This is a genomic window from Deinococcus sp. QL22 (assembly GCF_023370075.1).
Taxonomy (GTDB): domain Bacteria; phylum Deinococcota; class Deinococci; order Deinococcales; family Deinococcaceae; genus Deinococcus.
The window spans coordinates 493,234-512,992 of sequence record NZ_CP097149.1 but is presented as its reverse complement, the minus strand read 5'-3'; the positions used below and the strand labels follow the sequence as shown (position 1 = coordinate 512,992).

Sequence of the window (19,759 nt, the reverse complement as noted above, 5' to 3'; positions counted from 1 at the left end):
GGCGTCATGTTCCGTGTCCTCAACAAAGTATTCGATAACAACCAGCGCGACGTTTCGCGCATCATCAAAACGGTGGTGCAGCCGGTGAACGCGCTGGAAGAAGAAACGATGAAAGTCGAGAATCTCGCCGAGGCCTTTATGGCTCTTCGGAAACGCGTACAGGAGGGCGGGGAGTCCCTAGACGACGTACTGATTCCGGCCTTTGCCCTGATCCGCGAAGCAGGCCGCCGCTCTATCGGCAAGCGCCATTACGACGTGCAGCTCATCGGCGGCGCGGCGCTGCACCAGGGTCGTATTGGCGAAATGCGTACCGGAGAAGGCAAAACGCTGGTGGCTACACTGGCGCTCGCGCTCAACGCCCTGGAAGGTAAAGGCTGCCATCTCGTCACTGTCAACGACTATCTGGCGCGGGTGGGCATGGAAGAAATGGGCCTGCTGTACCGCACGCTGGGCCTGACCGTGGGCCTCGCCAACCGCGAGTTGCAGCCCGCGCAAAAGCAGGCCGCCTATGCCTGCGACATCACCTACGTCACCAACTCCGAGTTGGGCTTCGACTATCTGCGCGACAACATGGCCCAGAGCCGCGAGGCGTTGGCCCTGCGTGCCGATTCACCGCTGAATTTTGCCATCGTGGACGAAGTGGACAGCATTCTGATCGACGAGGCCCGCACGCCGCTGATCATTTCGGGAGCCGCCGAAAAAGCCACCGACCTGTACTACGTGTACGCCAAGCTGATTCGGCGCCTGCAAAAGGGCGAACCCGCCGAACCCGGCAAACGCGCCGAGGCCACGGGCGACTACACCATCGACGAGAAGGGCAAGCAGGTGCATATCACCGAGGGCGGCATCGGCAAAATCGAGAGATTGCTGAGTATTCCTGACCTGTACAGCCCCGAAAACATGGACAAGGCCCACATGATCACGCAGGCGATCCGGGCCAAAGAGCTGTACCACCGCGAAAAAGACTACATGGTCAACGCGGAAGGCGAAGTGCTGATCGTGGACGAATTCACGGGCCGCTCGATGCCCGGACGCCGCTACGGCGAGGGTCTGCATCAGGCCATTGAAGCCAAGGAAAACGTCAAGATCGAGAACGAGAACCAGACGCTGGCGACCATTACGTACCAGAACTTTTTCCGCCTGTACAACAAGTTCTCAGGCATGACGGGTACGGCCAAAACCGAGGAAAAAGAATTCCTCGACATCTACGGCAGCGACGTGCTCGTTATTCCCACCAACAAATCAATCCTCCGTAAAGACGCCGAAGATCTGGTGTATCGCTCGCGCATCGGCAAATACAACGCGGTGGTGCAGGAAGTCGTGGAGATGCACGCCACGGGCCGCCCGGTTCTGATCGGCACGGCCAGCATCGTGACCAGCGAGCAACTCAGCGATCTGCTGAAGGCCGCGCAAATTCCGCACACCGTTCTGAACGCCAAATTTGAGGCGCAGGAAGCCAGCATCGTGGCGCAGGCCGGACGCAGCGGCACGGTCACGATTGCCACCAACATGGCCGGACGCGGCACCGACATCAAGCTGGGCGGCGACAGCGAATTCCTGCTGGGCGAGGCCATAGAACAGAACTTTGGCATCAGCCGGTTCGCGCCCGAAGCCGAGAATTTCATCAAGGCGATCAGCCGCCAAGATCCTGCCGCCACCGAACTTGGCCTCCTCATTCCCGGCGTCACGCCCGAATTTATCGCGCAGGCGCAGCAACTCGAACTCGCCACCATTGCCGACCATGCCCGCGTGCAGGAAATCGGCGGGTTACACATCATCGGCACCGAGCGCCACGAATCTCGCCGAATAGACAACCAGTTGCGCGGACGGGCCGGGCGGCAGGGCGACCCCGGCAGCAGCCGCTTCTATGTCAGCTTTGAGGACGACCTGATGCGCCTGTTTGCCAATGACCGCGTGGTGTCCATGATGGATCGGCTCGGCATGGACGACAGCCAGCCTATTGAGGCCAAGATGGTCACGGGGGCCATCGAGAAGGCGCAGGCCCGCGTGGAAGACCGCAACTTCAGCACGCGCAAGCAACTGCTGGAATTCGACAACGTGATGAGCGTGCAGCGCGACACCATCTACGGTCAGCGCCGTGAAGTGCTGCTGGGGCCAGACGAGGCCGTCGAGGAAAGTACCGAAGGCATGATCGCGGATTTCGTGGATTTGCAACTTGCGACCCACGCGCCCGTGGATGAAAACCCCGACACGTGGGATATCGAAGGCCTGCAAACCGCTGTTGTGGACGCCGTGCCACAACTGGAAGGCTTCGACTTCGCGGCCCTCAGAGGCGTGTCGCCTGCCGAAGCTCAGGAGCGCCTGCTGACCGCTGTGGCCGACGCCTTCGATGCCCGCAAGGAAGAACTCGGCCCCACCATGCTGAACAGCCTGAGCCGCTACGTGCTGCTGCAAGTTGTGGATCAGCACTGGAAAGAGCATCTGCACGGCATGGACGTGCTGCGGCAGGGCATCGGCCTGCGCGGGTACGGCCAGCGTGATCCCTTCACCGAATACAAGTTTGAAGCCACCAATATGTTCAACGAGATGATCGACAACTTGAAGAACGACGTGACCAAATTCGTGTTCAGAATGCAGTTTTCCAACGCAATGTAAATCCTCACCGTCCTAGACGGAGGATTTAACCAATTGCGGTACGTTCAGGGCGCACACTTCCACGTGTGTGCCCTTCACTTTGAACTGCACCCCAAGATCGCTCAACAGCTGTTGATACTCCTCCGCGTCCAGCCGAGGCACCCCTTCCGCCAGCCTCGACAGGTCTGGCGGAAGTGCCGTGACGATGTTCGGCCTCAGATCCTCCAACTGGCGCTGCATCTCCTCACGCCGCCGGGTGAATTCCGCCCGGTCAATCAAGCCCTCCAGGTGGAGATCGATCAAGGCATCACGCCGGGCTTCTAGGGCTCGTCGCAGGACAGCCTGGTCATCGTGTATGGGCTGAGTCGCCATCAGGCGGGCCAGCACCTCGCTGTCTCTCAGCGCCGCTTCCAGGGCCAGCCGCGCCGCTGTATCAGTTGCTAGCGTGGGGTAAAAGGTGCTTCCTTTGCCGGTGGCCGGACAAACGGGCGTCCCGCGTCGCTCTGGGCTACAGCGGTAGTACAGGATCGATTGGCCGGATCGACTTTTGTTGGCACTGCCTGACAGGGGAGAGCCGCAGGCACAGAACAGCTTGCCCGACAACGGAAAGCGCCCCACGTCCCGCCGCACATGATTCTTGGTGGCCGTGCGCTGGGCTGCCTGCCAGACCGCTTCACTGACCAGAGGCGGGCAAGGGATAGGCATCCAGGCCTGAGGGTCTGCCGCATGGCTGCTGCGCCGGTAAGACAGTTCGCCGGTCATGTAGGTGCGCTCTTGCACGATCCCGCGCACGGTGGCGAGGTACCAGTTCTTTCCTTTGGAACCGACAATGCCGTCTTTGTTCAGGCTGTCCGCGATGGCCTGGAAGGGGGTACCGCCTGCAGCGCGGCGGAAGATTTCTTGCACGGTGGGGGAGAAGTCGGTTTCTATAATTCGTCCGTCTGGGCCACGTCCATAGCCAGCCGGGAGTACTGAGCTTGACTGGGGGTAAATGCCCTGGCTGGCCGCTTGCAGTCGGCCTGCTGCCGTGCGCTCGCGAGTGGTCTCAACTTCCAGCTCGGCGAGGGCCGCCAGAATGGTGAGCATGAGGCGTCCCGCAGGGGTCTCGGAGTCAATGTTTTCGGTCAGGCTGACCAGCCGCGCCCCGGCCTCTTTGATGCGGCCCACAATGCTCAGGAGCTGCACCGCCCCGCCGCGTCCCAGTCGGGAAAGGCTGTAGATGATGATGGTGTCGCTTGGCCGGAGGTCGTTGAAGAGTGCAGTGAGCTGGGGGCGCTCGTTGAGTTGTCCGGAGACGCCGCGTTCTTCGTAGAACTGGACGGGCTTCAGGTCTTGGTAGGCGGCGAAGGCCAGGGCTTTTTCACGTTGGAAGGCGAGGCTGAACTTTTCGACTTGGGCGGCAGACGAGACCCGAAGGTAGGCGCGGGCGGTCATAGGGTGTCAACCATTGGTTGTCAAGGTCAGAGGGAAATGTTCGGTCTGGCTTGACGCTGTGGCTTGATGAAGCGTATGCTGACCATACAGGGGGCCACTCATATGAGTGGCCTCTTGCCATTGCACCAAGCCTCTCTAATTTCATGGGAAAACAGAGGAAAGAACCCGGTAAGGCTGCCATACTCGTCTTTATCTACGATGTACTGATTGAGTTGAATCAATAGTTTTGACGCAGATTCAGGATAAAGTTGTCGCACACTCTGGCTCGCATACGCAATTTGAAGCATTGCAAAGAGACTTTCGTGCACACTCTCCATTCTCAATTTTGTATTAGGAATATGTAATCCCAGAGAGTCAAAAGGCCTATCGCGCAGTGCCAAAACCATACCGGGGTCCGTGGCATGACGCATATTATGCTCTACTCTGTACCGAATCATCTTTGCGCGAAAGACTCGGTAAGCTGCTAAATCTGCCAATTGCATTAAATTATTGATGTGAGGACTAGATTCTCCAATTGAATCTACAGATTCGAATCGTCTCAAATCTTGGAAAATACTCATACCCTCCGAAAACGCAAATCCCTTACTGGCTTCGGAAGTATCGTAGTATACTTTGAGCCTATGGCCATTGCTTGATGCGAAATCATCACCTACCACAATAAGATTCATGATCATTCGAATAAGCGGATTAAGCATTATCCCGTAAAAAGTTTTTGTCGCCTTAGGAAAGTATTCCTTTAATATTTCCCTTTCTGCAATAGTATTTGCATCTTCACAATAACTTTTAAGGACTTCTTGAACTTGAGGTAGTTCTAGACTCACTCCGATAACTCGGAGACTGCCTGCCTGTCCATGTTTAAAAATAATGTCGTAGCCAAGTCGTACCCAATGCAAGATTTTTTTCCGATCAACTTTTAAGTAAGGGCTATTTACTGGGAGTTGATTGCCCCACATCTCACTCATATGTAGTTCGGGGGGTTCCGGCAATCGTAGTTCTCTCTGAATGTGTTCTCGTAACCGTTGCACATCACGCTTGATGGCCCTTTCTGCACTTTCATCAACGAGAATCCCACCAGCGCTCGTAATAGGAACACCGCCATTGATGTTATTGACTTTACGCAGTTTGAAATTTTCATCTATGACTGCGCCGTGAGTAGCACTATCATCTAAATACATCTTCCAATTAGCCATTATTAACCACCTTCAGCGCCAGCACACGCCCATCAGTCATCGGCGATCACCAAACCGATGCACATTGACGGATAGCCCGGCACCTGGTACAGGCTCACACCGCTACCTTGAAAGCTGCCCTCATCGGGCACGTCATCACCAACCCAACAGCGTAAGTAGTACTGGTAGGAGCTGGCGTGGATGATCCGGCCATGCTGCGCGATGAAGCCGCCTCGCCGGCCATCCTCGTCAAACGTCACGATCCGCTTCAAAGCCATATGCAGCTGAATCTCTGCCGTCTGGTGGAGTCGCCAGACCGCCCCCGCATTCAGCCCGCCAACCTCTAGCACCTTGTCCACCATCTCGCGCGGGGCAAGCCAGTGCAGGCTGCCGTGATCGGCCAAGCGTTCCAGGTGCGCGTCCATATCCGGCACATGGGCGTGGTGATACTGGATGGCCTTCACATAGCTCTGGTCATCGATCAGTTCAGCAGCGAGGGCATGGCTGGCTTCATGTGCAAGGTCTTCGCGGCGGCGGGTTCGCTTCAGGCCTGACTCCACCACGATCTCTCCAGAGGCCGTCAAGAAGCTGTGCTCACCTGTCTTAACCCGACCTAACGCAGCGGCAATGCGCTCCATGTCTGGGGTGTAGTCCAACTCTTTATGGCGTTCCTCATGCGCTAAGAACAGGTCGGAGAGGAGTGGGTCAAAGCTCACTCCTCTGGCTCCGCTGGATCGAATTTATCTTTCACTTCCATGTAGAACGTCAACCATTCTTCAGGGCTGACGGGCCTGCGCTTGTGCGGCGAGTCGGTCAGGAAGCGCTGCCAGCGGTATTCCTTGATACCTGCAAAGAGCGGCTGGTCGCCGTATTGGGCTGCCGCTTCAAGGATGGCATCGGGGATGGGCGCTGGTGGTTGTTTTGGTACTTTCCAGCCACGTGCAGAGGCGGTGTACATGCGAACAGGAGGGGCTGGTTTCCCAGCTTCTGAATCCGGTTGTCCAAAAGCATCCATAACTTTTTGAGAATAGACTAGGCTCACTTTAAGAAAACGCCCTTCTACAATTCCTACAACTTCAACTTTGTCTGATCCTATTAGGCTAGGTTCTAGTTGTCCATACTCCCTGATACCGTGTATCTGATTAACATAAGAAATGTATGCTTCAATTCCGTCTTCTATTTTCGGTGGTCGGGAGTGATAAAAAATGACCTCGGTCATTTTATCCGGTGCGGTTTCAATAAAAGTTCCTGGCCGAATGCGTTCAATTTCATCTCGCGATAAACGAAAGAATTGCACAAGTGAGGAAAAATGCTCACTGTTAAGGATGTTGTATCGCCCGCCCTCCAAAGCACTCAAATACTGAACATTTGGAATAGACGTTCCGTCAACAACATCCTGAAGACGCAAATTTCTGCGGACCCGGAGCTGCTTGAAGTACGCCCCTGCATCCTCACGGGTCATGGGCTGAACTGGGACATCTGGCAAAAAAACTCCTCGCAGGGGCATAGGGAAAACATGCATGCTTACCTTTACGCTTAACTGTAAATTATAGTTCCCTGTAACGGTAGACAGTTGACGGCAAGCTCTAAAGTGCTTGACAGGGATTATAGTTTGCTATAAACTCTAATTATGCGAATCCAAGTAGGCCAGAACATCCGCGCCGCCCGCGAAAGGTGCGGCCTGGATCAACGCGAACTCGCAGAAAAGATGTTTGGCAAGGCGGAACGTTCTAGTTACATCAGCGATGTAGAGAGTGGTAAGGCGGGGAACGTGACTGTTGAGCGCTTGGCGGAATTCGCAACTGCTCTCAATTGTCAGCCTTACGATTTATTGCTAACTACAAACTCCAAAGTAGGAGCCGCATGACCCAGCCCGCTCGCAAGATTTCCACCCGATATGACCCTGCGGCTCACCAACGGGTGATCTCCATGCTGCTGGCCGCTGCTGAGCGGCCCCTTCCTGTTTCTCAACCCGTGCCCGCTGAGGCGCGTTTAGAGCAGCCAGTCAAAAAGACGGGCTGAGCAATAAAAAACCCCGCTTATGGCACGCGACGCCAGCGGGGATCGGAGATCGATATGCAGAGACTAGCAGAAACCCTAAGCCCCAGCCGCCAGCGTGAACGCTTCAACGTGCAGTTGGCCCAGGCGCACACCTACGCCCGCGATCATAGCGTGCCCTTCAACCCCATCAAGCCCGACGCGCTGCTGGAACTGGACGGCGATGCCTACAGCGTGGAATGGATGCTGGTACGGGGCGACACCATGTCGACGGCTATGCAGGTGTGGGCCGTGACCGTCCGCCCCCGCAGCACGGGTGTAGCGCAGGGCTACGGCCAGGTCATCCGCAAAGAGCGCCGCAGCAAGAAGACAGGATGCGCCACCGTGCGCTACAACTCGCCCGCTGGCAACTACAGCACCGAAGACGAAGTGCAGGCCGCGCTGGTGGCGTTGACGGCTGCCCGCATGAGTGGCAAGGACGTGGCGGCATGAACCGCTCTGAGTCCCAGCGCCACGTTTTCCAGATGGCCTACACCGTGGCCTTGACTCAGCCCGTGGTGGGCTGGGGCTTGGGCCTCACAGCATTCGTGAGCAGCATTTTGGCAGTGCTGGTGGGTGGCGCATGAAGTCCGTCCGGTTTGCGAATGGCAATTTCGCCATCAGTATCAGCAAAAATACCGATACCGACGAAGTGAATCTGGACATTGAAGGTATGGATGATGCAGACACCTGCGTTGAAGTTCATGGCTATTACTCCCCTGATGAGGCCCGCGAGATTGCCTCTTACCTGATCGAGATGGCTGACCAGTTGGACGTGCCGGAACGCAGCAAAGCAGGTGCGCTGTGAACGCTTTTGCCGCTCGCTTCCGGGCCTTTCTGGAGCGTCTGTTTGGAGTGCGGGAGCCTGAGCCTGAACCGAACCTGTGGGACGTTTGGGCCGACTTGTACGACCGCGCACCGGGCAGCCCAGAGGAACAGGAAGCGTGGTTGGAGCTGCAACTGAGCAGCATGGAACGCCGGGAGCGTGCCGCGTGATTCGCGCCCTGCTGTGCATCGCGTGCTGGTGGGCCGCGTTCCGCCTGATCCCTGACCTGCACCCAACAGCGAGCGGGGAACTGAAGCTGCTGTTTGGCCTATTGATGCTGATCGCCGTCGGATGCCTGCTCAGCCTGATTTTCCAATTCATCAACCCCGAGGAACGCGCATGACTGCACTTGCTTACCGCGAAACCAACACGCTGACCCTCGCTGCTCAGGCCATGCAGCTGCTCGACTTCGGAAACATGCTGATGAAAAGCGGACTGCTGGGTCAGAACGTTAAAAGCCCTGAAGCTGCCGTCGCCATCATGGTCAAAGGCATGGAGTTGGGCCTACCCGCCATGGCCGCATTGAACGGCATCACCGTGATTCAGGGCAAACCCACTGTCAGCCCTCAGCTCATGCTCAGCCTGATCAATCGCAGCGGACAACTGGAAGACCTACAGATCGCAACCGGAACAGACGGGGCCACCGTCACCATGAAACGGAAGGGACGCAGCGCCTTCACTGCCAAGTTTGGACCGAACGAAGCGGAAGCAATGCAGCTGAACAACAAAGACAACTACAAGAAGCAAGCCCCCGTGATGTACCAGTGGCGTGCGGTAGCCGCGTGCGCCCGCGTGGTGTTCCCTGACGTGATTGACGGCCTGTACACCCCCGAAGAGATGGGCGCAGAGGTACAGGTGGATGAAGACGGGGCCATGACTGTGACCGCCATCCAGGAAGCCAAACCCGTTGCTGCTCAGCCCGTTTCTGATGGCCGTGAAGAGATGGATGCCCGCATGAAGACCTACGGCCCCAAACTCGCCGCCCGCCGGGAAGGTCTGAAGCGGTACGGCGTGACCGGACAAGAAGTGGACGTGGCATTGAACAACCTTCAGCCCTGGCGCGAGAGTGACGACAACGCCCTGGCAGCGGTGGCCTACCTCGATCAGTGGGGCAAAACGCTGAAGGATCAGGCGGCAGAAGATGCCCAGCAGGCTACAGAAGTCGCTGCTCTGAATGCTGAAACGATGTTGACCCCGGAGCAGCGCGGCCAGTTGCAAGCCGTCGCCAAAGCAAGCGGTGCGGCTACCAGTGAGCAGCGGTACGCGCTGTGGGGCTACATGTCTAACAACCCCACACCGATTGCGACCAACAACCTCACAGCTGAGCAAGCCACCTATCTGCTGGACACCTTCAGCGCCATGAACCCCGATGAGCGTGCCCAGTGCCTCACCGAAGCCAGCACCAAATTCAAGGTGGCTGCAGCATGACCGCCGCCGTGCTCCCACAGGACTACACAGACTTCCTGCACGCCAAGCAGGTAGAAACACCCGCCCTCGGCTTCACCCCCGCTGCCCTGCCTGCCCAGCTCAAGCCCTTCCAGCACGACCTCGTGATGTGGGCTCTGCAGCAGGGCCGCGCCGCCTTCTTTGCCGAGCGCGGTCTGGGTAAGGCCTTTATGGAACTGGCTTGGGCGCAAGCCATCGCAGAGCACACAGGCCGCCCCAGCTTGATCCTCGCCCCGCTGGCCGTTAGTTGGCAGCTGGCCCGCGAGGCGCAGCGCTTTGGCATCCCCGCCGCAGTCACACGGGACGGCACCTTGCCTGAAGGCGTGCCGGTCATCATTAGCAATTACGAGCGTCTGCCCCACCTCGATGTGTCCGTCTTCGGTGGCGTCGCCCTGGATGAATCGTCGATTCTCAAGAGCTTCATGGGCCGCACCAAACGCGACCTGATCGAAGCCTTTGCGAATACGCCCTACCGCCTTGCTGCCACGGCCACCCCTTCCCCCAATGACACGGTGGAACTGGGCAACCATGCCGAGTTCCTAGGCCTGATGGAACCGGGCGAAATGCTCACCCGCTGGTTTATCAATGACACCACGCAAGCGCAAACCTTCCGGCTCAAGCGCCATGGTGAACTGGAGTTCTGGCAATGGGTGGCCAGCTGGGCGCGCGCGCTGCGTCTACCCTCTGACCTCGATCCTCAGTACTCCGATGACGGGTACCTGCGCCCCGCCCCGAACTACCACGCGCACACCGTCCAGACCGATCACAGCAAGGCTCCAGAAGAAGACGGTGCCCTGTTCCGGCAGGTCTCGGCGAGCGCCACCAGCCTGCACAAAGAGCTGCGGGATTCGCTCGAGCAGCGCGCGGCCGTCGTGGCAGATCTCGTACACGCTGAACCGTCTGAGCCGTGGGTGATCTGGGTTCACACCAACCTGGAAGCCGATGCAGTGCGGGCATTAATTCCGGACGCCGTAGAAGTGCGCGGCAACATGACCCCGGACGAAAAAGAAGCTCGCCTCACGGCCTTCGCCGATGGATCTACTCGAGTACTTCTGACCAAACCCAGCATTGCCGGCTGGGGCATGAACTGGCAGCACTGCGCCCGCCAGGTGTTCGTCAGCCTGAACTACAGCTTCGAAGAGTTGTACCAGGCCGTAGGCCGCAGTGACCGCTTTGGGCAAGAGCGCCCCGTGCAGGTGCATCTGGTCACCACCGACACCCACAGCAGCGTCCTGGCCACCGTGCGCCGCAAACAGGCGGAACACGAGGCGATGCAGGGCAAGCTGATCGAAGCCACCCGTGGTGTGCGGGACGGCACGGCTATCACCCTCACTGTTGGCCCCGCGCACCGCCGCACCGAAACAGCAGACCGCTGGACGTTGCACAACGGGGACTGTGTGGCCGTCACGCGCACGCTGCCCACGGCCAGCCATGACTTCCAGATCTTCAGCCCGCCCTTCAGCAATCTCTACTCCTATAGCCCTGATCTGCGGGACATGGGCAACACCGAAGACGACACCGAATTCTTCCGGCACTTCGGCTACCTGATTCCTGAACTGCGCCGCACCCTGAAGCCAGGCCGTCTGTGCGCCGTGCACGTCAAGAACTTGCAGGTGTACGCCAGCAGCAACGGCTATAGCGGCCTCAGAGACTTCCGGGGCGATACCATCCGCGCTTTCTTGGACGCGCCCAAAGGGGAAGACGGCAGCTTCTGGAGCTACCACTCCGAGGTATGCATCTGGACAGACCCAGTGCGGGAAATGCAACGCACCAAATCCGACGGCCTGCTGTACAAGAACATCAAGGGCAACGCCGCCAAGAACCGGCAGGGTATGGCCGAATACGTGGTCGTGTTCCGGAAGTGGGGGCCGGGCATGGAGGATACCGAGCGCGTCACCCACGACCCGGAAGACTTCACCCTCCCCACATGGCAGCAATACGCCTCTCCGGTCTGGAATGACATCCGACGCACCGATGTGCTGAATGCCAAGATCGCCCGCTCTGATGACGATGAAAAGCACTTGGCTCCCTTGCAGCTGGAGGTAGTGCGCCGCTGCGTGCGCCTCTGGACGAATCCCGGTGACGTGGTATTCACGCCCTTTCTGGGCATTGGCTCTGAGGCTTACGCTGCGCTGCAGTTAGATCGTCGAGCCGAAGGCGTGGAGTTGAAGCCCGAGTATTTCGAGTGGGCCGTGAGACATGCTCAGCAGGCTGCGCAGGATGCCAGTTACCGTCTCTTCCCACTGGAGATGGAGGCATGAAGTTCGGGAGCTTGTTCGCTGGTATCGGTGGCCTTGACCTCGGACTGGAATGGGCTGGAATGACCTGCGCTTGGCAGGTCGAAATTAATGACTACGCCGGACGTGTCCTGAAAAAGCACTGGCCCGCCGTGCCCCTGCACAAAGACGTGCGAGACGTAGGAGGCCACAACCTTGACCCCGTTGACCTTATTTGCGGAGGTTTTCCCTGCCAGCCCCACAGCTTTGCCGGATCGCGCAAAGCCGATGAAGACGACCGTGACCTCTGGGAAGAATTCGCCCGAATCATTCGCGAGCTTGGACCCCGCTGGGTACTGGCGGAAAACGTACCAGGGCTTCTATCAAGTCGCTTTGCTGGGCAGCGAGGCGGGTTCTTCGGAAAGGTACTCGCAGACCTGGCCGAGATCGGGTATGACGCGGAGTGGGACTGCATACCGGCTTCTGCCCTCGGCGCCCATCATCAGAGGGATCGGGTCTTCGTTATTGCCTACCCCAATGGCCTCGGAAGCTATTCATTCGGGACGCACGGTGAATCGTCCGGGCAGCCAAAAGCATTTGGCCATGCAGGTTCGGACGTGGCCCACGCCGACCGCTCAGGATGCGAAGAACAGCACTCTCCCGCCCAGCCTGGCTGGGCGGGAGAGTATTCCCGGCGCAGTCATGCGGCTCTGGCCGACGCCAACGGTGAGCGGCAACCACAATCGCAAGGGAGCGAGTGCCACGAACGGAGATGGACTAGCGACCGTAGCGCGGATGTGGCCGACGACACGGGCCTCGGACAGTTCCCGCGTCCCAAAACGCAGCACGCCGAACACGATCAAGCGGACAGCCAGCGGGCGAGCGACGTTAGCCGAATTCGTGCAGGAGCGGCAAGACCTGACTGGAGTGGCCCCCACCCCTACCCCCTCACTGAACGAGACGAGACCGGACGGGAAATTGAGCGTGACGTTTACGGAGTGGCTCATGGGGTTTCCGCACGGGTGGACAGACTTAGAGGATTAGGAAACGCAGTCGTGCCAGCGGTGAGCTATCACGTCGGCTCGCTGATCATGGCAGCCCATCAGGCGGTGAGCTGATGCGCCGCGGTGAAGACACCGTCATTCCCAACTGGGCACTGGACGCCATCCAAGACATGACGCTGGCTGCTGACATCCGGGTGCTGCTATTCCTGACCCGTCACCGTCAGTACCGGGGCAACACCTTCAGTACAAAGCAGCTGGCCATTGCCCTTGAAATTGACGTGCGAACAGTCCAAACCAGCACCCTGAGATTGGCGAGCGAAGGTCTGATTCTGTCTGGAGAGGGCCTTCATTGCTCGCTCGAATCTGCAAGCCGTGTGCAAGGCATCCGCAAGCCTCTTGCAAAGCCCTTGCAAAAAGACTCGCACCAAGATCAGGAAAACAACGTACAGGACGTTATTTCTGAGTCCCTGAATAAAGGAAGTAAGGAAGAAAGGAATAAAAGAAAAAACATCCCCCCTACCCCCCAAGGGGGAGAGGCGCAGAACCCCACCGCGCCTATGGGTGAACCTGTCATTGATCCTGTTCAGGTTGAAGTTCAAACCCCGGCACGCCAGAAGACCAACGCCACCGACAAGAAAAATGTTCCGGCGGCGCGGCGCGGTGCGGCGGCCCTGCCCCCGCTGCCCGATGACCTGGCTGCTGTTGCAGGTCTTCCGGAAGCCTGGGACCGCTGGATGCTCTACCGCCGTGAGCGCCAGCTCGCTACGGCGCCCAGCACGGCCACCGGGATGTTCAACAAACTCCGGGATCTGGCGTCCAAGGGGCACCCCCCGGTGGAGGTGATCCAAACCAGCATTGACAACGGCTGGCAGGGCCTCTTTCCGATCCGAGTCCAGAACCTGAAGTTCACACCCCGTCCACAGACCACCGAACAGGCCAACCAGCAGGCAGCTGATCGGGCCAGCGACATCTACGCCACCTTGCAGGAGGGAACCCATGCAGTTTTCTGATGCCCAATTTGCCGCCGCCTGGACCGTGCTCGAAGACCGTTTCCACCGCAAGCACAATGCCCAGACCGTCAAGATTTACCGCGACATCTTGGCTGCTGAACTCACTGCTGAGCAGTTCGCCGAGGCGTGCCGTGCGGCCTTCCGGTTCGGTAAATACATGCCCAGCCCGCAAGAACTGATTGATTACGGCTTGGGTGCAGGTGACTTCCAAGCCCGTGCGTTGGGTGTCTGGGATGGACTCGTCGAGCGTGTGGGTCGCGGGGAGCAGGCGACGACGGAACCCGGCCCCGTGCGGAGCCTCCTGAACAGCGTGTGCAACGGCCAGGCGCTGGGCATGGTTGACATGAAGCATTTCCCGTTCCTGAAGAAAGAGTTTGTGGAGCGGTATGCCCAGCAGCTGCTGACCGAGGCCCGCACGAACACACCCATGCTGACCGCTCCCATGTCGGAGGTGGCCCGTGTTCTCCAGTAACGAGCGCATGAATCGCCCCGTGACCTTTGGTGAGGCGCTGGGTGCGAAAGCAGGGGAGACGTTGGAGCTCAACACGATGCAATCCGCGACCTGCGGCCGTTGTGGTGAAGAGCCCCACCTGTACCACCACGTTTCACCCAAGGGCCGTGATGTGACGGTCTGGATTCCTACTGAACACCGCTGCTCTGCGTACTGAATCTGCCTTTCACCCCTCTAGGAGGTAACACCATGCAAACCTACGGAATTTTCGCACTGAGCTTCAAAACCGCCACCATCAAAACTGACAACGACGCGGGACGCGTGCTGGACGCTAAATACAAGTTCGCCACTGGGGTGCGGGCGGAGCGCCGATTCATGTTGGAGCACGTGCCCGTCCTCAAAGGTGCGGCGCAGGAAGGCGGCAAGCTGCGCCTGGAAGTCACGCCCATGATGGATGGTCAGGCTTTCCCGGCCGTGGATGTGCCGGTGATTCTGCGCGGGAACATCACGATTGATGAGGCCGGAGACGTGCTGGTCAACTTGCGGGTGCAGTTCTCTGAGTTGGAGAACGCGGGCTTAGGGGTGGATGCCCTGCTCATGGCCAGTTGCTGCCTGGAGTGCACGGTGAGCAATCAGCCGACGCTGGACGAGCAGATCCGGACTGAGCTGAAGGCAGAAGAACAGGTCAAAGAGGACGTGGCCGACGTGCTGAAAGACACGGAAGCGCTGCTCAAGCCTGCTGAAGCGGCTGCCCCGAATATCCCGCTTGGCCCAGATCTGGATGTGGAAGAAGACATGCCCTTCCCCACCGATGGCAGCGACGGCTTCGGCACACAACCCAGCGCCTGAACAGACCGGGGCGGGCCTGTGTGCCCGCCCTCTTGGAGATCCCCATGCCGAAACCACCTGCCCTCACCACACAACAACTGAAGGAACGCGGCTGGACGCCCGCCATGATCCGTGACCTCCTCGGCACGCATGACCGTGAGCGCCCGAGTGAGTTGCGGGTTGGCCGCCGGGATCGCCTGACAGACGGGATCGTGAAGCTGTACTTGGAAGAGCGTGTTCTGAAGGCAGAAAGTACCGCGCAGTTCGCCCGTGCTCAGGATGCTGCCCGTGTTCGCCAGGACAGCGCGAATCAGGCCGCAGAGACCCGCAAGGCCCGGCAGGAAGCCCAGGTGGAAGCTTACGTCGAGGCGTTCAAGTCCAACATTGTGCCGCCCGAGAATGCCAGCGAGATGTCCCAGCAAGAGCTGTGGAGCCACCACCTGGACGAGTACTACAGGGCCTCTTTGAGTGAAGGCCTGGACGGCATACGTGGCAAGGTGCGCACGGACGCCCTGAACCGTGTGTATGCCAAACACCGTGCTGCCGTGTACACCGCATACGGCTGGGAGGATCACCTATGACTAGTACCCTTGAACAGCCTGCCCCCGTGCTAGCCCCAGAAGAACGCGGTGAACTCACCAAGCTGGAAGCCATCGTGCGCCAGGGCTGGGCAGGGTTTGTCAGCGTGGGTGAGGCGTTGCTGACCATTCGTGACCGCCGTCTCTACCGCGCTGAATACAAGACCTTTGGTGACTACTCCGAACAGGTCTGGGGCTGGTCTCGCCAGCGGGCGCAGCAACTCATGGACGCGGCAGAAACCAGCCAGACTTTGACAACCATTGGTTTACACCCGGAGAACGAACGCCAGGCCCGCGAGTACAAGGACGCGGCCAAAGTGGTGGCAACACTTGAGCCCGAAATGCAGGTGGCTGTGGCGACGTATCTGAAGACGGCCACCGGCAGCGAGCGGCCTAGCACGAGTCAAGTGAAAGCAGCGGCAGAGGTGGCAGCGGCCATCGATGCGCACGGCACGGTGGCACACCCTGACACGGGAACCGAAGTGCCCTTCCATGCGTTGACCGGAGAACAGCGGGCGACAGCGCTGGCAGAGAACGTCACCAACGGGACTTACGAGCGCCTCAAGCGGCAAGAGAACCACATTCAGACCAGCATCCAGCAGAACAACAGCACCGGCAAGGGTGGCTGGACGGACTGGTGTGTGAGCTACGCCGAACAGCAGCTCACCGACACTCAAGAGCTGCGGATCGTGGTCAAAAAGGACACCAGCGGCAACGCCCAGGTGCAGGCGTTAATCGTCGATACGGAGTCGCACTCCACGGTGGCTTTCGGCGACACGGCCCCTTACCTGAAGAAAGCCGTGATGAACTTGGTCGAAGAGGTCAAAGGGTGAGCACTCTGCGCACTCTCGCCCTTGATCAGATGATTCCCGCTGCACAGGAGGGTGGCCCCGCTATCGTCTGCCGCCTGGAGGATAGCCTCGGTCTCAAGATGGTGCGCCGCCGCGAACGCCTCATGCTCGCAGCGTGGCGGGTCGATGGCCGCCCCATCAAAGCTTCAGATGCTGAGGAGATTGGTGAAGATGCCGGGTTCTACGATCCCCGGTTCAAGGCCTGGAGTTGCGCCGAATCCGAACAGGCTCTCCTGATTACCGAAGGGTTCACCGGTGAACTCTGCATCCACGCCTGGGCCGTCAACATGCACTTTGATGCGCGGCTGGAGTTCGGCAACATCTACCGGTGCGGTGCCTGTGGAGTGACCCTCACCCGCACTCTGGCCCGGCGCGGCAAATCCGATGTGTGCAGCTACGACAACTGGGATGTACGGCAACACATCTTTGCCCGGTGGGCTCAGCGTGGGCCGGTGCCTGGCAGTCTTGTCGCGCAGCCGTACCACGAGCCTGCTGCTAAGCCCAAACGCGCTAAGGCCGCACGCTGATGCCGATCAAGCCAGAAAATCTCAAGCGCTACCCCACCGACTGGAAGGATGTCGCTGCCAGCATCCGGCAACGGGCCAACAACCGCTGTGAAGGCAGCCCTGCCTATCCCGATTGCCGCGCTGCCAACGGGGAAGCGCACCCTGTGACCGGCAGCCGTGTGGTCTTGACGGTGGCCCACTTGGATCATGTGCCTGAGAACTGTTCCCCTCAGAACCTACGGGCAATGTGCCAAAGATGTCACCTGACCTATGACGCGGCGCATCGAGCAGCGAACCGGGTGAAAGCGGTGGGCCTGTGAATCCTTTTGGCAGCCGTGCAGCTGCTGAGCAATACCTCAGCCGGATCGCGCCTGACCTACGCGATGCGATCCGGCTGAAGTTGGGCCTGGTCGGAACGGCACAGCCAGTACTTGAAACGAGTCCACCTGTGCAGCCGCGCCCAGCGCAGGAAAAACAGCCCGAGTGGACTAGTGAGCCGGAACAACCCGAAACGAGTCCACCTGGAACCCTGACCTTTACCCTGCCTTACCCGCCTTCCCTGAACAGCATCTGGCGCTCGATTGTGGTGAAGTTCAAGCCGAAGAATCCGAAGGCCATTCCGTACCGGGCCAAAGTGCTGCTCAGTGAAGAGGGGCGCAACTACCGCAGAGCTGTTGCCTCTTGCATCCAGAACTATGGCCAGCCCAGGACTCCGCCTGGTGCTCGCCTGCAGCTGGAATTGATCGTCTCGCCGCCGGATCTGCGGAAACGCGACCTCAGCAACATCCCGAAGGCGTTAGAGGACGCTCTGACTCATGCGGGGGTCTGGGCGGATGACTCGCTGATTGATGTGCTGATTGTGCGGCGTGCCCCGGTGCATCGCGGCGGCCAGGTTGTCGTGAAGATCACGCCGCTGACCACAACTCTGTTTGTAGGGGAGAACTGAAATGACATCAAATGACATCAACTTGAGCGCTGATTCAGCCGTTTCTCTCGATCACGACACACTTGGGGAGTTGAAGGGCAAACCCAAGTTCAAACCCCTCAGTATTGGCAGAGAAAAAGCCATCGCGCTGGCTCAGGCCAAGCACTGGGAGGGCATGACCCACCGCGAGCGGGCAGAGTTTCAGCTGAACGTCTGCGAACTGACGATGCCCTTTGACGTGTTTCACGAGGCTGTTCAGAAGGCACTGGGACGCCCGGTTTTCACCCATGAGTTTGGCCTGAACTGGGGCGGGCTGGTAGCGGAATTGCGCGGCGATGTACCTGCGCCCAGCTTGGAAGAGGTTTTGGAGCTGATCCCTGCGGACAAGCGCGTCGTGATTGCGATGGGAGAGGACGCATGACCCCTCAAGACATCCCCGTGTTCACATCGGAAGAAATTGAGGCGCTGGTGACGGTAGGGCATGCGATGGCGACGAGGGGAGGGGAGTCTTACCAGCGGACTGTTGGGGCCAGCATGAAAGCGCTGGCTTTGGTGGTTGAGCAGCAGCGGGCAGAGAAGGCCGCCCTGCTGTCAGTGCTGGCTGATGCCCAAGTTGAGCGGGCCAACGTGCAGCGGTTGTTGGGTGTCTATATGGAAGAGAAAGAGGCAGCCGCAGCAGAGCCGCAGCCCTGGCAGACCATCCCCCTTGAGACTGCTCAACTGGTGACCAGCCTTGGCCCTGTGGAATGGAAGCACACCAAACCTATGACCCCCACAGAGATTGGCAAAGAAGTGGCAGCCAGCATGCGGCTGACTTCAGATCATTTCCAGCAGGATTATCAACAACCCATGCAGTGGCTGGGGCTGGAAGGCACAGACATTGTGTTGGCCTACACAGGCACCAGTCCACAGTCTGGGCACATCACACAGGCGCTGGCAGGGGCTTGGAATTGGCTTGTAGGGCAGAGTCACCTCGCACTGCTGATGGCAGGTGAGGGCCAGTGAACAAAGACCTGAATAAGATGCTGGCCCTGTGGTGGGAGGCTGAGCCGGAATACGCCCGCATCCTGCCCAATGGGGATGAACGCCCCATCATGCGCGAAATCTTCTGGGACGTGATTGAAGCCGTAGAACGCCGTGACTGGATCTGGAGACTGGAAGAAGACAGCATGTACAGCGCCAGGATCTTGGGTGAGGGTGGCTACATGGCAGACCCCTGCACTGGCACCGGCACGGTCAAACCTTGGGGCATGGTGGAAGCACTACTGGAAGCGTACCTGAAGGGCTGTGCTCAGGCAGGTGAGGGCCAGTGAGGCGGCGTGTGCGCGAGAACCGCGAGCGGCGGGCGCATGGCCCCAAGAGGGAGGCCAAACCAGATGGCATGTCGGGCGTGCCGCAAATGATCACCATGTCCCTGACGCCGCAGGACGTGGCGCGGCTCAATCAGATGGCGGCTCTGGATGCCCGCCAGCAGAAAGCCGTACGCGATTGGATGGCCTATTACGCCTGTTCATTCGAGGAGGCCTATCTCGTCGTGGCGCGAGAGAATCGCTACCCGCCACAGGACACCCGGTTCCGCATATGAACATTGACCAGTTTCTTACCGATGGGCTGACCACCATTGCAGCCCAGACTCAGTTTTACCGCGTGCTCAGCAACGTCAGCGAGGCAATCGAGAAGGGCCGTCCATCAGTCAAGGTGGTTGACCTCACCCCGGACGTGATTGAGGCCCTCACCGCTCGCCGCCTGAGCGTGAGGCAACTCCCTAAGAGATGGGCCAACCTGACGCTGTATGAGGTGACGTGGTGAAGCGACCGCCTTGCCCGAAGCGCCTGCACAGGACACAGCACAGATGACCCTTACCCACGCCCACCGGAGGCTCC

28 protein-coding genes are annotated in these 19,759 nt (G+C 59.2%); 24 read left to right on the top strand and 4 right to left on the bottom strand.

The features are described 5' to 3' along the window. The first annotated feature begins 6 nt into the window (after positions 1–6). Positions 7–2,616 carry a preprotein translocase subunit SecA gene (secA, locus tag M1R55_RS02470; protein WP_249393174.1) on the top strand — a complete coding sequence of 870 codons (2,610 nt, stop codon included), beginning with the start codon at positions 7–9 and terminating at the stop codon, positions 2,614–2,616. Positions 2,617–2,628: 12 nt separating this feature from the next. On the opposite strand, the gene M1R55_RS02465 is transcribed toward secA, so the two are convergent. The 4 genes from M1R55_RS02465 to M1R55_RS02450 form a co-directional block, all read right to left on the bottom strand. Further along, the gene (locus tag M1R55_RS02465) at positions 2,629–4,029 is read right to left on the bottom strand and encodes a recombinase family protein (RefSeq protein WP_249393173.1); all 1,401 of its coding nucleotides are present in this window, start codon (positions 4,027–4,029) and stop codon (positions 2,629–2,631) included. Positions 4,030–4,127: 98 nt separating this feature from the next. Then, complete coding sequence (locus tag M1R55_RS02460; protein WP_249393172.1) at positions 4,128–5,219, bottom strand: hypothetical protein; 1,092 nt, start codon at positions 5,217–5,219, stop codon at positions 4,128–4,130. 32 nt (positions 5,220–5,251) lie between these two features. After that, positions 5,252–5,914, bottom strand: a complete 663-nt coding sequence (locus M1R55_RS02455; RefSeq protein WP_249393171.1) for a hypothetical protein — start codon at positions 5,912–5,914, stop codon at positions 5,252–5,254. Beyond that, on the bottom strand, positions 5,911–6,660 hold the full coding sequence (locus M1R55_RS02450) for a RodZ family helix-turn-helix domain-containing protein (RefSeq protein WP_249393170.1): 750 nt from the start codon (positions 6,658–6,660) through the stop codon (positions 5,911–5,913). Before M1R55_RS02450 ends, M1R55_RS02455 begins: the two co-directional genes overlap by 4 nt. 168 nt (positions 6,661–6,828) lie before the next feature. Between M1R55_RS02450 and M1R55_RS02445 the strand changes: the two genes are divergently transcribed. From M1R55_RS02445 to M1R55_RS02335, 23 genes are all read left to right on the top strand, one after another. Then, positions 6,829–7,065 carry a helix-turn-helix domain-containing protein gene (locus M1R55_RS02445; protein ID WP_249393169.1) on the top strand — a complete coding sequence of 79 codons (237 nt, stop codon included), beginning with the start codon at positions 6,829–6,831 and terminating at the stop codon, positions 7,063–7,065. After that, complete coding sequence (locus tag M1R55_RS02440; protein WP_249393168.1) at positions 7,062–7,220, top strand: hypothetical protein; 159 nt, start codon at positions 7,062–7,064, stop codon at positions 7,218–7,220. Before M1R55_RS02445 ends, M1R55_RS02440 begins: the two co-directional genes overlap by 4 nt. A 54-nt stretch (positions 7,221–7,274) precedes the next feature. Next, positions 7,275–7,688: a hypothetical protein gene (locus tag M1R55_RS02435; protein WP_249393167.1), complete on the top strand. Its 414-nt coding sequence runs from the start codon at positions 7,275–7,277 to the stop codon at positions 7,686–7,688. Beyond that, the gene (locus tag M1R55_RS02430) at positions 7,685–7,822 is read left to right on the top strand and encodes a hypothetical protein (protein ID WP_249393166.1); all 138 of its coding nucleotides are present in this window, start codon (positions 7,685–7,687) and stop codon (positions 7,820–7,822) included. The genes M1R55_RS02435 and M1R55_RS02430 overlap by 4 nt, the downstream gene beginning before the upstream one ends. After that, positions 7,819–8,043, top strand: coding sequence for a hypothetical protein (locus M1R55_RS02425; RefSeq protein WP_249393165.1), 225 nt, complete (start codon positions 7,819–7,821; stop codon positions 8,041–8,043). Before M1R55_RS02430 ends, M1R55_RS02425 begins: the two co-directional genes overlap by 4 nt. Then, positions 8,040–8,231, top strand: coding sequence for a hypothetical protein (locus tag M1R55_RS02420; RefSeq protein WP_249393164.1), 192 nt, complete (start codon positions 8,040–8,042; stop codon positions 8,229–8,231). The genes M1R55_RS02425 and M1R55_RS02420 overlap by 4 nt, the downstream gene beginning before the upstream one ends. Beyond that, complete coding sequence (locus tag M1R55_RS02415; RefSeq protein WP_249393163.1) at positions 8,228–8,404, top strand: hypothetical protein; 177 nt, start codon at positions 8,228–8,230, stop codon at positions 8,402–8,404. Before M1R55_RS02420 ends, M1R55_RS02415 begins: the two co-directional genes overlap by 4 nt. Further along, positions 8,401–9,489: a hypothetical protein gene (locus tag M1R55_RS02410; protein ID WP_249393162.1), complete on the top strand. Its 1,089-nt coding sequence runs from the start codon at positions 8,401–8,403 to the stop codon at positions 9,487–9,489. Before M1R55_RS02415 ends, M1R55_RS02410 begins: the two co-directional genes overlap by 4 nt. Next, on the top strand, positions 9,486–11,768 hold the full coding sequence (locus M1R55_RS02405) for a DNA methyltransferase (RefSeq protein ID WP_249393161.1): 2,283 nt from the start codon (positions 9,486–9,488) through the stop codon (positions 11,766–11,768). Before M1R55_RS02410 ends, M1R55_RS02405 begins: the two co-directional genes overlap by 4 nt. After that, positions 11,765–12,841, top strand: a complete 1,077-nt coding sequence (locus M1R55_RS32025; RefSeq protein ID WP_371827141.1) for a DNA cytosine methyltransferase — start codon at positions 11,765–11,767, stop codon at positions 12,839–12,841. Before M1R55_RS02405 ends, M1R55_RS32025 begins: the two co-directional genes overlap by 4 nt. Then, a complete protein-coding gene (locus M1R55_RS02395) occupies positions 12,841–13,737 on the top strand; it encodes a hypothetical protein (protein ID WP_249393159.1) in 897 nt (298 codons plus the stop codon). The genes M1R55_RS32025 and M1R55_RS02395 overlap by 1 nt, the downstream gene beginning before the upstream one ends. Then, a complete protein-coding gene (locus M1R55_RS02390) occupies positions 13,724–14,209 on the top strand; it encodes a hypothetical protein (RefSeq protein ID WP_249393158.1) in 486 nt (161 codons plus the stop codon). The genes M1R55_RS02395 and M1R55_RS02390 overlap by 14 nt, the downstream gene beginning before the upstream one ends. A gap of 228 nt (positions 14,210–14,437) precedes the next feature. Then, positions 14,438–15,037 (top strand): hypothetical protein, encoded by a 600-nt coding sequence (locus tag M1R55_RS02385; RefSeq protein ID WP_249393157.1) that lies wholly within the window; start codon positions 14,438–14,440, stop codon positions 15,035–15,037. Between the two features lie 44 nt (positions 15,038–15,081). Then, entirely contained in the window at positions 15,082–15,597 is a 516-nt protein-coding gene (locus M1R55_RS02380; RefSeq protein WP_249393156.1) for a hypothetical protein, read from the top strand. Further along, complete coding sequence (locus M1R55_RS02375; protein WP_249393155.1) at positions 15,594–16,427, top strand: hypothetical protein; 834 nt, start codon at positions 15,594–15,596, stop codon at positions 16,425–16,427. The genes M1R55_RS02380 and M1R55_RS02375 overlap by 4 nt, the downstream gene beginning before the upstream one ends. Continuing rightward, positions 16,424–16,972 (top strand): hypothetical protein, encoded by a 549-nt coding sequence (locus tag M1R55_RS02370; RefSeq protein WP_249393154.1) that lies wholly within the window; start codon positions 16,424–16,426, stop codon positions 16,970–16,972. Before M1R55_RS02375 ends, M1R55_RS02370 begins: the two co-directional genes overlap by 4 nt. Beyond that, on the top strand, positions 16,972–17,271 hold the full coding sequence (locus M1R55_RS02365) for a hypothetical protein (RefSeq protein WP_249393153.1): 300 nt from the start codon (positions 16,972–16,974) through the stop codon (positions 17,269–17,271). Before M1R55_RS02370 ends, M1R55_RS02365 begins: the two co-directional genes overlap by 1 nt. Then, positions 17,268–17,897, top strand: a complete 630-nt coding sequence (locus tag M1R55_RS02360) for a RusA family crossover junction endodeoxyribonuclease (protein ID WP_249393152.1) — start codon at positions 17,268–17,270, stop codon at positions 17,895–17,897. Before M1R55_RS02365 ends, M1R55_RS02360 begins: the two co-directional genes overlap by 4 nt. A 1-nt stretch (position 17,898) precedes the next feature. Next, the gene (locus M1R55_RS02355; RefSeq protein WP_249393151.1) at positions 17,899–18,297 is read left to right on the top strand and encodes a hypothetical protein; all 399 of its coding nucleotides are present in this window, start codon (positions 17,899–17,901) and stop codon (positions 18,295–18,297) included. Further along, a complete protein-coding gene (locus M1R55_RS02350; protein WP_249393150.1) occupies positions 18,294–18,881 on the top strand; it encodes a hypothetical protein in 588 nt (195 codons plus the stop codon). The genes M1R55_RS02355 and M1R55_RS02350 overlap by 4 nt, the downstream gene beginning before the upstream one ends. Beyond that, positions 18,878–19,189: a hypothetical protein gene (locus M1R55_RS02345; RefSeq protein WP_249393149.1), complete on the top strand. Its 312-nt coding sequence runs from the start codon at positions 18,878–18,880 to the stop codon at positions 19,187–19,189. The genes M1R55_RS02350 and M1R55_RS02345 overlap by 4 nt, the downstream gene beginning before the upstream one ends. Continuing rightward, on the top strand, positions 19,186–19,461 hold the full coding sequence (locus M1R55_RS02340) for a hypothetical protein (RefSeq protein ID WP_249393148.1): 276 nt from the start codon (positions 19,186–19,188) through the stop codon (positions 19,459–19,461). The genes M1R55_RS02345 and M1R55_RS02340 overlap by 4 nt, the downstream gene beginning before the upstream one ends. Next, positions 19,458–19,685, top strand: a complete 228-nt coding sequence (locus M1R55_RS02335) for a hypothetical protein (protein ID WP_249393147.1) — start codon at positions 19,458–19,460, stop codon at positions 19,683–19,685. The genes M1R55_RS02340 and M1R55_RS02335 overlap by 4 nt, the downstream gene beginning before the upstream one ends. Positions 19,686–19,759 lie beyond the last annotated feature (74 nt).

What these genes read in the sequence shown, in the direction of transcription:
- M1R55_RS02460 (WP_249393172.1), bottom strand. Translation starts at nt 5,219, where the DNA reads ATGGCTAATTGGAAGATGTATTTAGATGATAGTGCTACTCACGGCGCA.
- M1R55_RS02405 (WP_249393161.1), top strand. Translation starts at nt 9,486, where the DNA reads ATGACCGCCGCCGTGCTCCCACAGGACTACACAGACTTCCTGCACGCC.
- M1R55_RS02465 (WP_249393173.1), bottom strand. Translation starts at nt 4,029, where the DNA reads ATGACCGCCCGCGCCTACCTTCGGGTCTCGTCTGCCGCCCAAGTCGAA.
- M1R55_RS02350 (WP_249393150.1), top strand. Translation starts at nt 18,294, where the DNA reads ATGACCCCTCAAGACATCCCCGTGTTCACATCGGAAGAAATTGAGGCG.
- M1R55_RS02375 (WP_249393155.1), top strand. Translation starts at nt 15,594, where the DNA reads ATGACTAGTACCCTTGAACAGCCTGCCCCCGTGCTAGCCCCAGAAGAA.
- M1R55_RS02445 (WP_249393169.1), top strand. Translation starts at nt 6,829, where the DNA reads ATGCGAATCCAAGTAGGCCAGAACATCCGCGCCGCCCGCGAAAGGTGC.
- M1R55_RS02385 (WP_249393157.1), top strand. Translation starts at nt 14,438, where the DNA reads ATGCAAACCTACGGAATTTTCGCACTGAGCTTCAAAACCGCCACCATC.
- M1R55_RS02430 (WP_249393166.1), top strand. Translation starts at nt 7,685, where the DNA reads ATGAACCGCTCTGAGTCCCAGCGCCACGTTTTCCAGATGGCCTACACC.
- M1R55_RS02435 (WP_249393167.1), top strand. Translation starts at nt 7,275, where the DNA reads ATGCAGAGACTAGCAGAAACCCTAAGCCCCAGCCGCCAGCGTGAACGC.
- M1R55_RS02380 (WP_249393156.1), top strand. Translation starts at nt 15,082, where the DNA reads ATGCCGAAACCACCTGCCCTCACCACACAACAACTGAAGGAACGCGGC.
- M1R55_RS02390 (WP_249393158.1), top strand. Translation starts at nt 13,724, where the DNA reads ATGCAGTTTTCTGATGCCCAATTTGCCGCCGCCTGGACCGTGCTCGAA.
- M1R55_RS02440 (WP_249393168.1), top strand. Translation starts at nt 7,062, where the DNA reads ATGACCCAGCCCGCTCGCAAGATTTCCACCCGATATGACCCTGCGGCT.
- M1R55_RS02355 (WP_249393151.1), top strand. Translation starts at nt 17,899, where the DNA reads ATGACATCAAATGACATCAACTTGAGCGCTGATTCAGCCGTTTCTCTC.
- M1R55_RS02410 (WP_249393162.1), top strand. Translation starts at nt 8,401, where the DNA reads ATGACTGCACTTGCTTACCGCGAAACCAACACGCTGACCCTCGCTGCT.
- M1R55_RS02450 (WP_249393170.1), bottom strand. Translation starts at nt 6,660, where the DNA reads ATGACCCGTGAGGATGCAGGGGCGTACTTCAAGCAGCTCCGGGTCCGC.
- M1R55_RS02365 (WP_249393153.1), top strand. Translation starts at nt 16,972, where the DNA reads ATGCCGATCAAGCCAGAAAATCTCAAGCGCTACCCCACCGACTGGAAG.
- M1R55_RS02335 (WP_249393147.1), top strand. Translation starts at nt 19,458, where the DNA reads ATGAACATTGACCAGTTTCTTACCGATGGGCTGACCACCATTGCAGCC.
- M1R55_RS32025 (WP_371827141.1), top strand. Translation starts at nt 11,765, where the DNA reads ATGAAGTTCGGGAGCTTGTTCGCTGGTATCGGTGGCCTTGACCTCGGA.
- M1R55_RS02425 (WP_249393165.1), top strand. Translation starts at nt 7,819, where the DNA reads ATGAAGTCCGTCCGGTTTGCGAATGGCAATTTCGCCATCAGTATCAGC.
- M1R55_RS02395 (WP_249393159.1), top strand. Translation starts at nt 12,841, where the DNA reads ATGCGCCGCGGTGAAGACACCGTCATTCCCAACTGGGCACTGGACGCC.
- secA (WP_249393174.1), top strand. Translation starts at nt 7, where the DNA reads ATGTTCCGTGTCCTCAACAAAGTATTCGATAACAACCAGCGCGACGTT.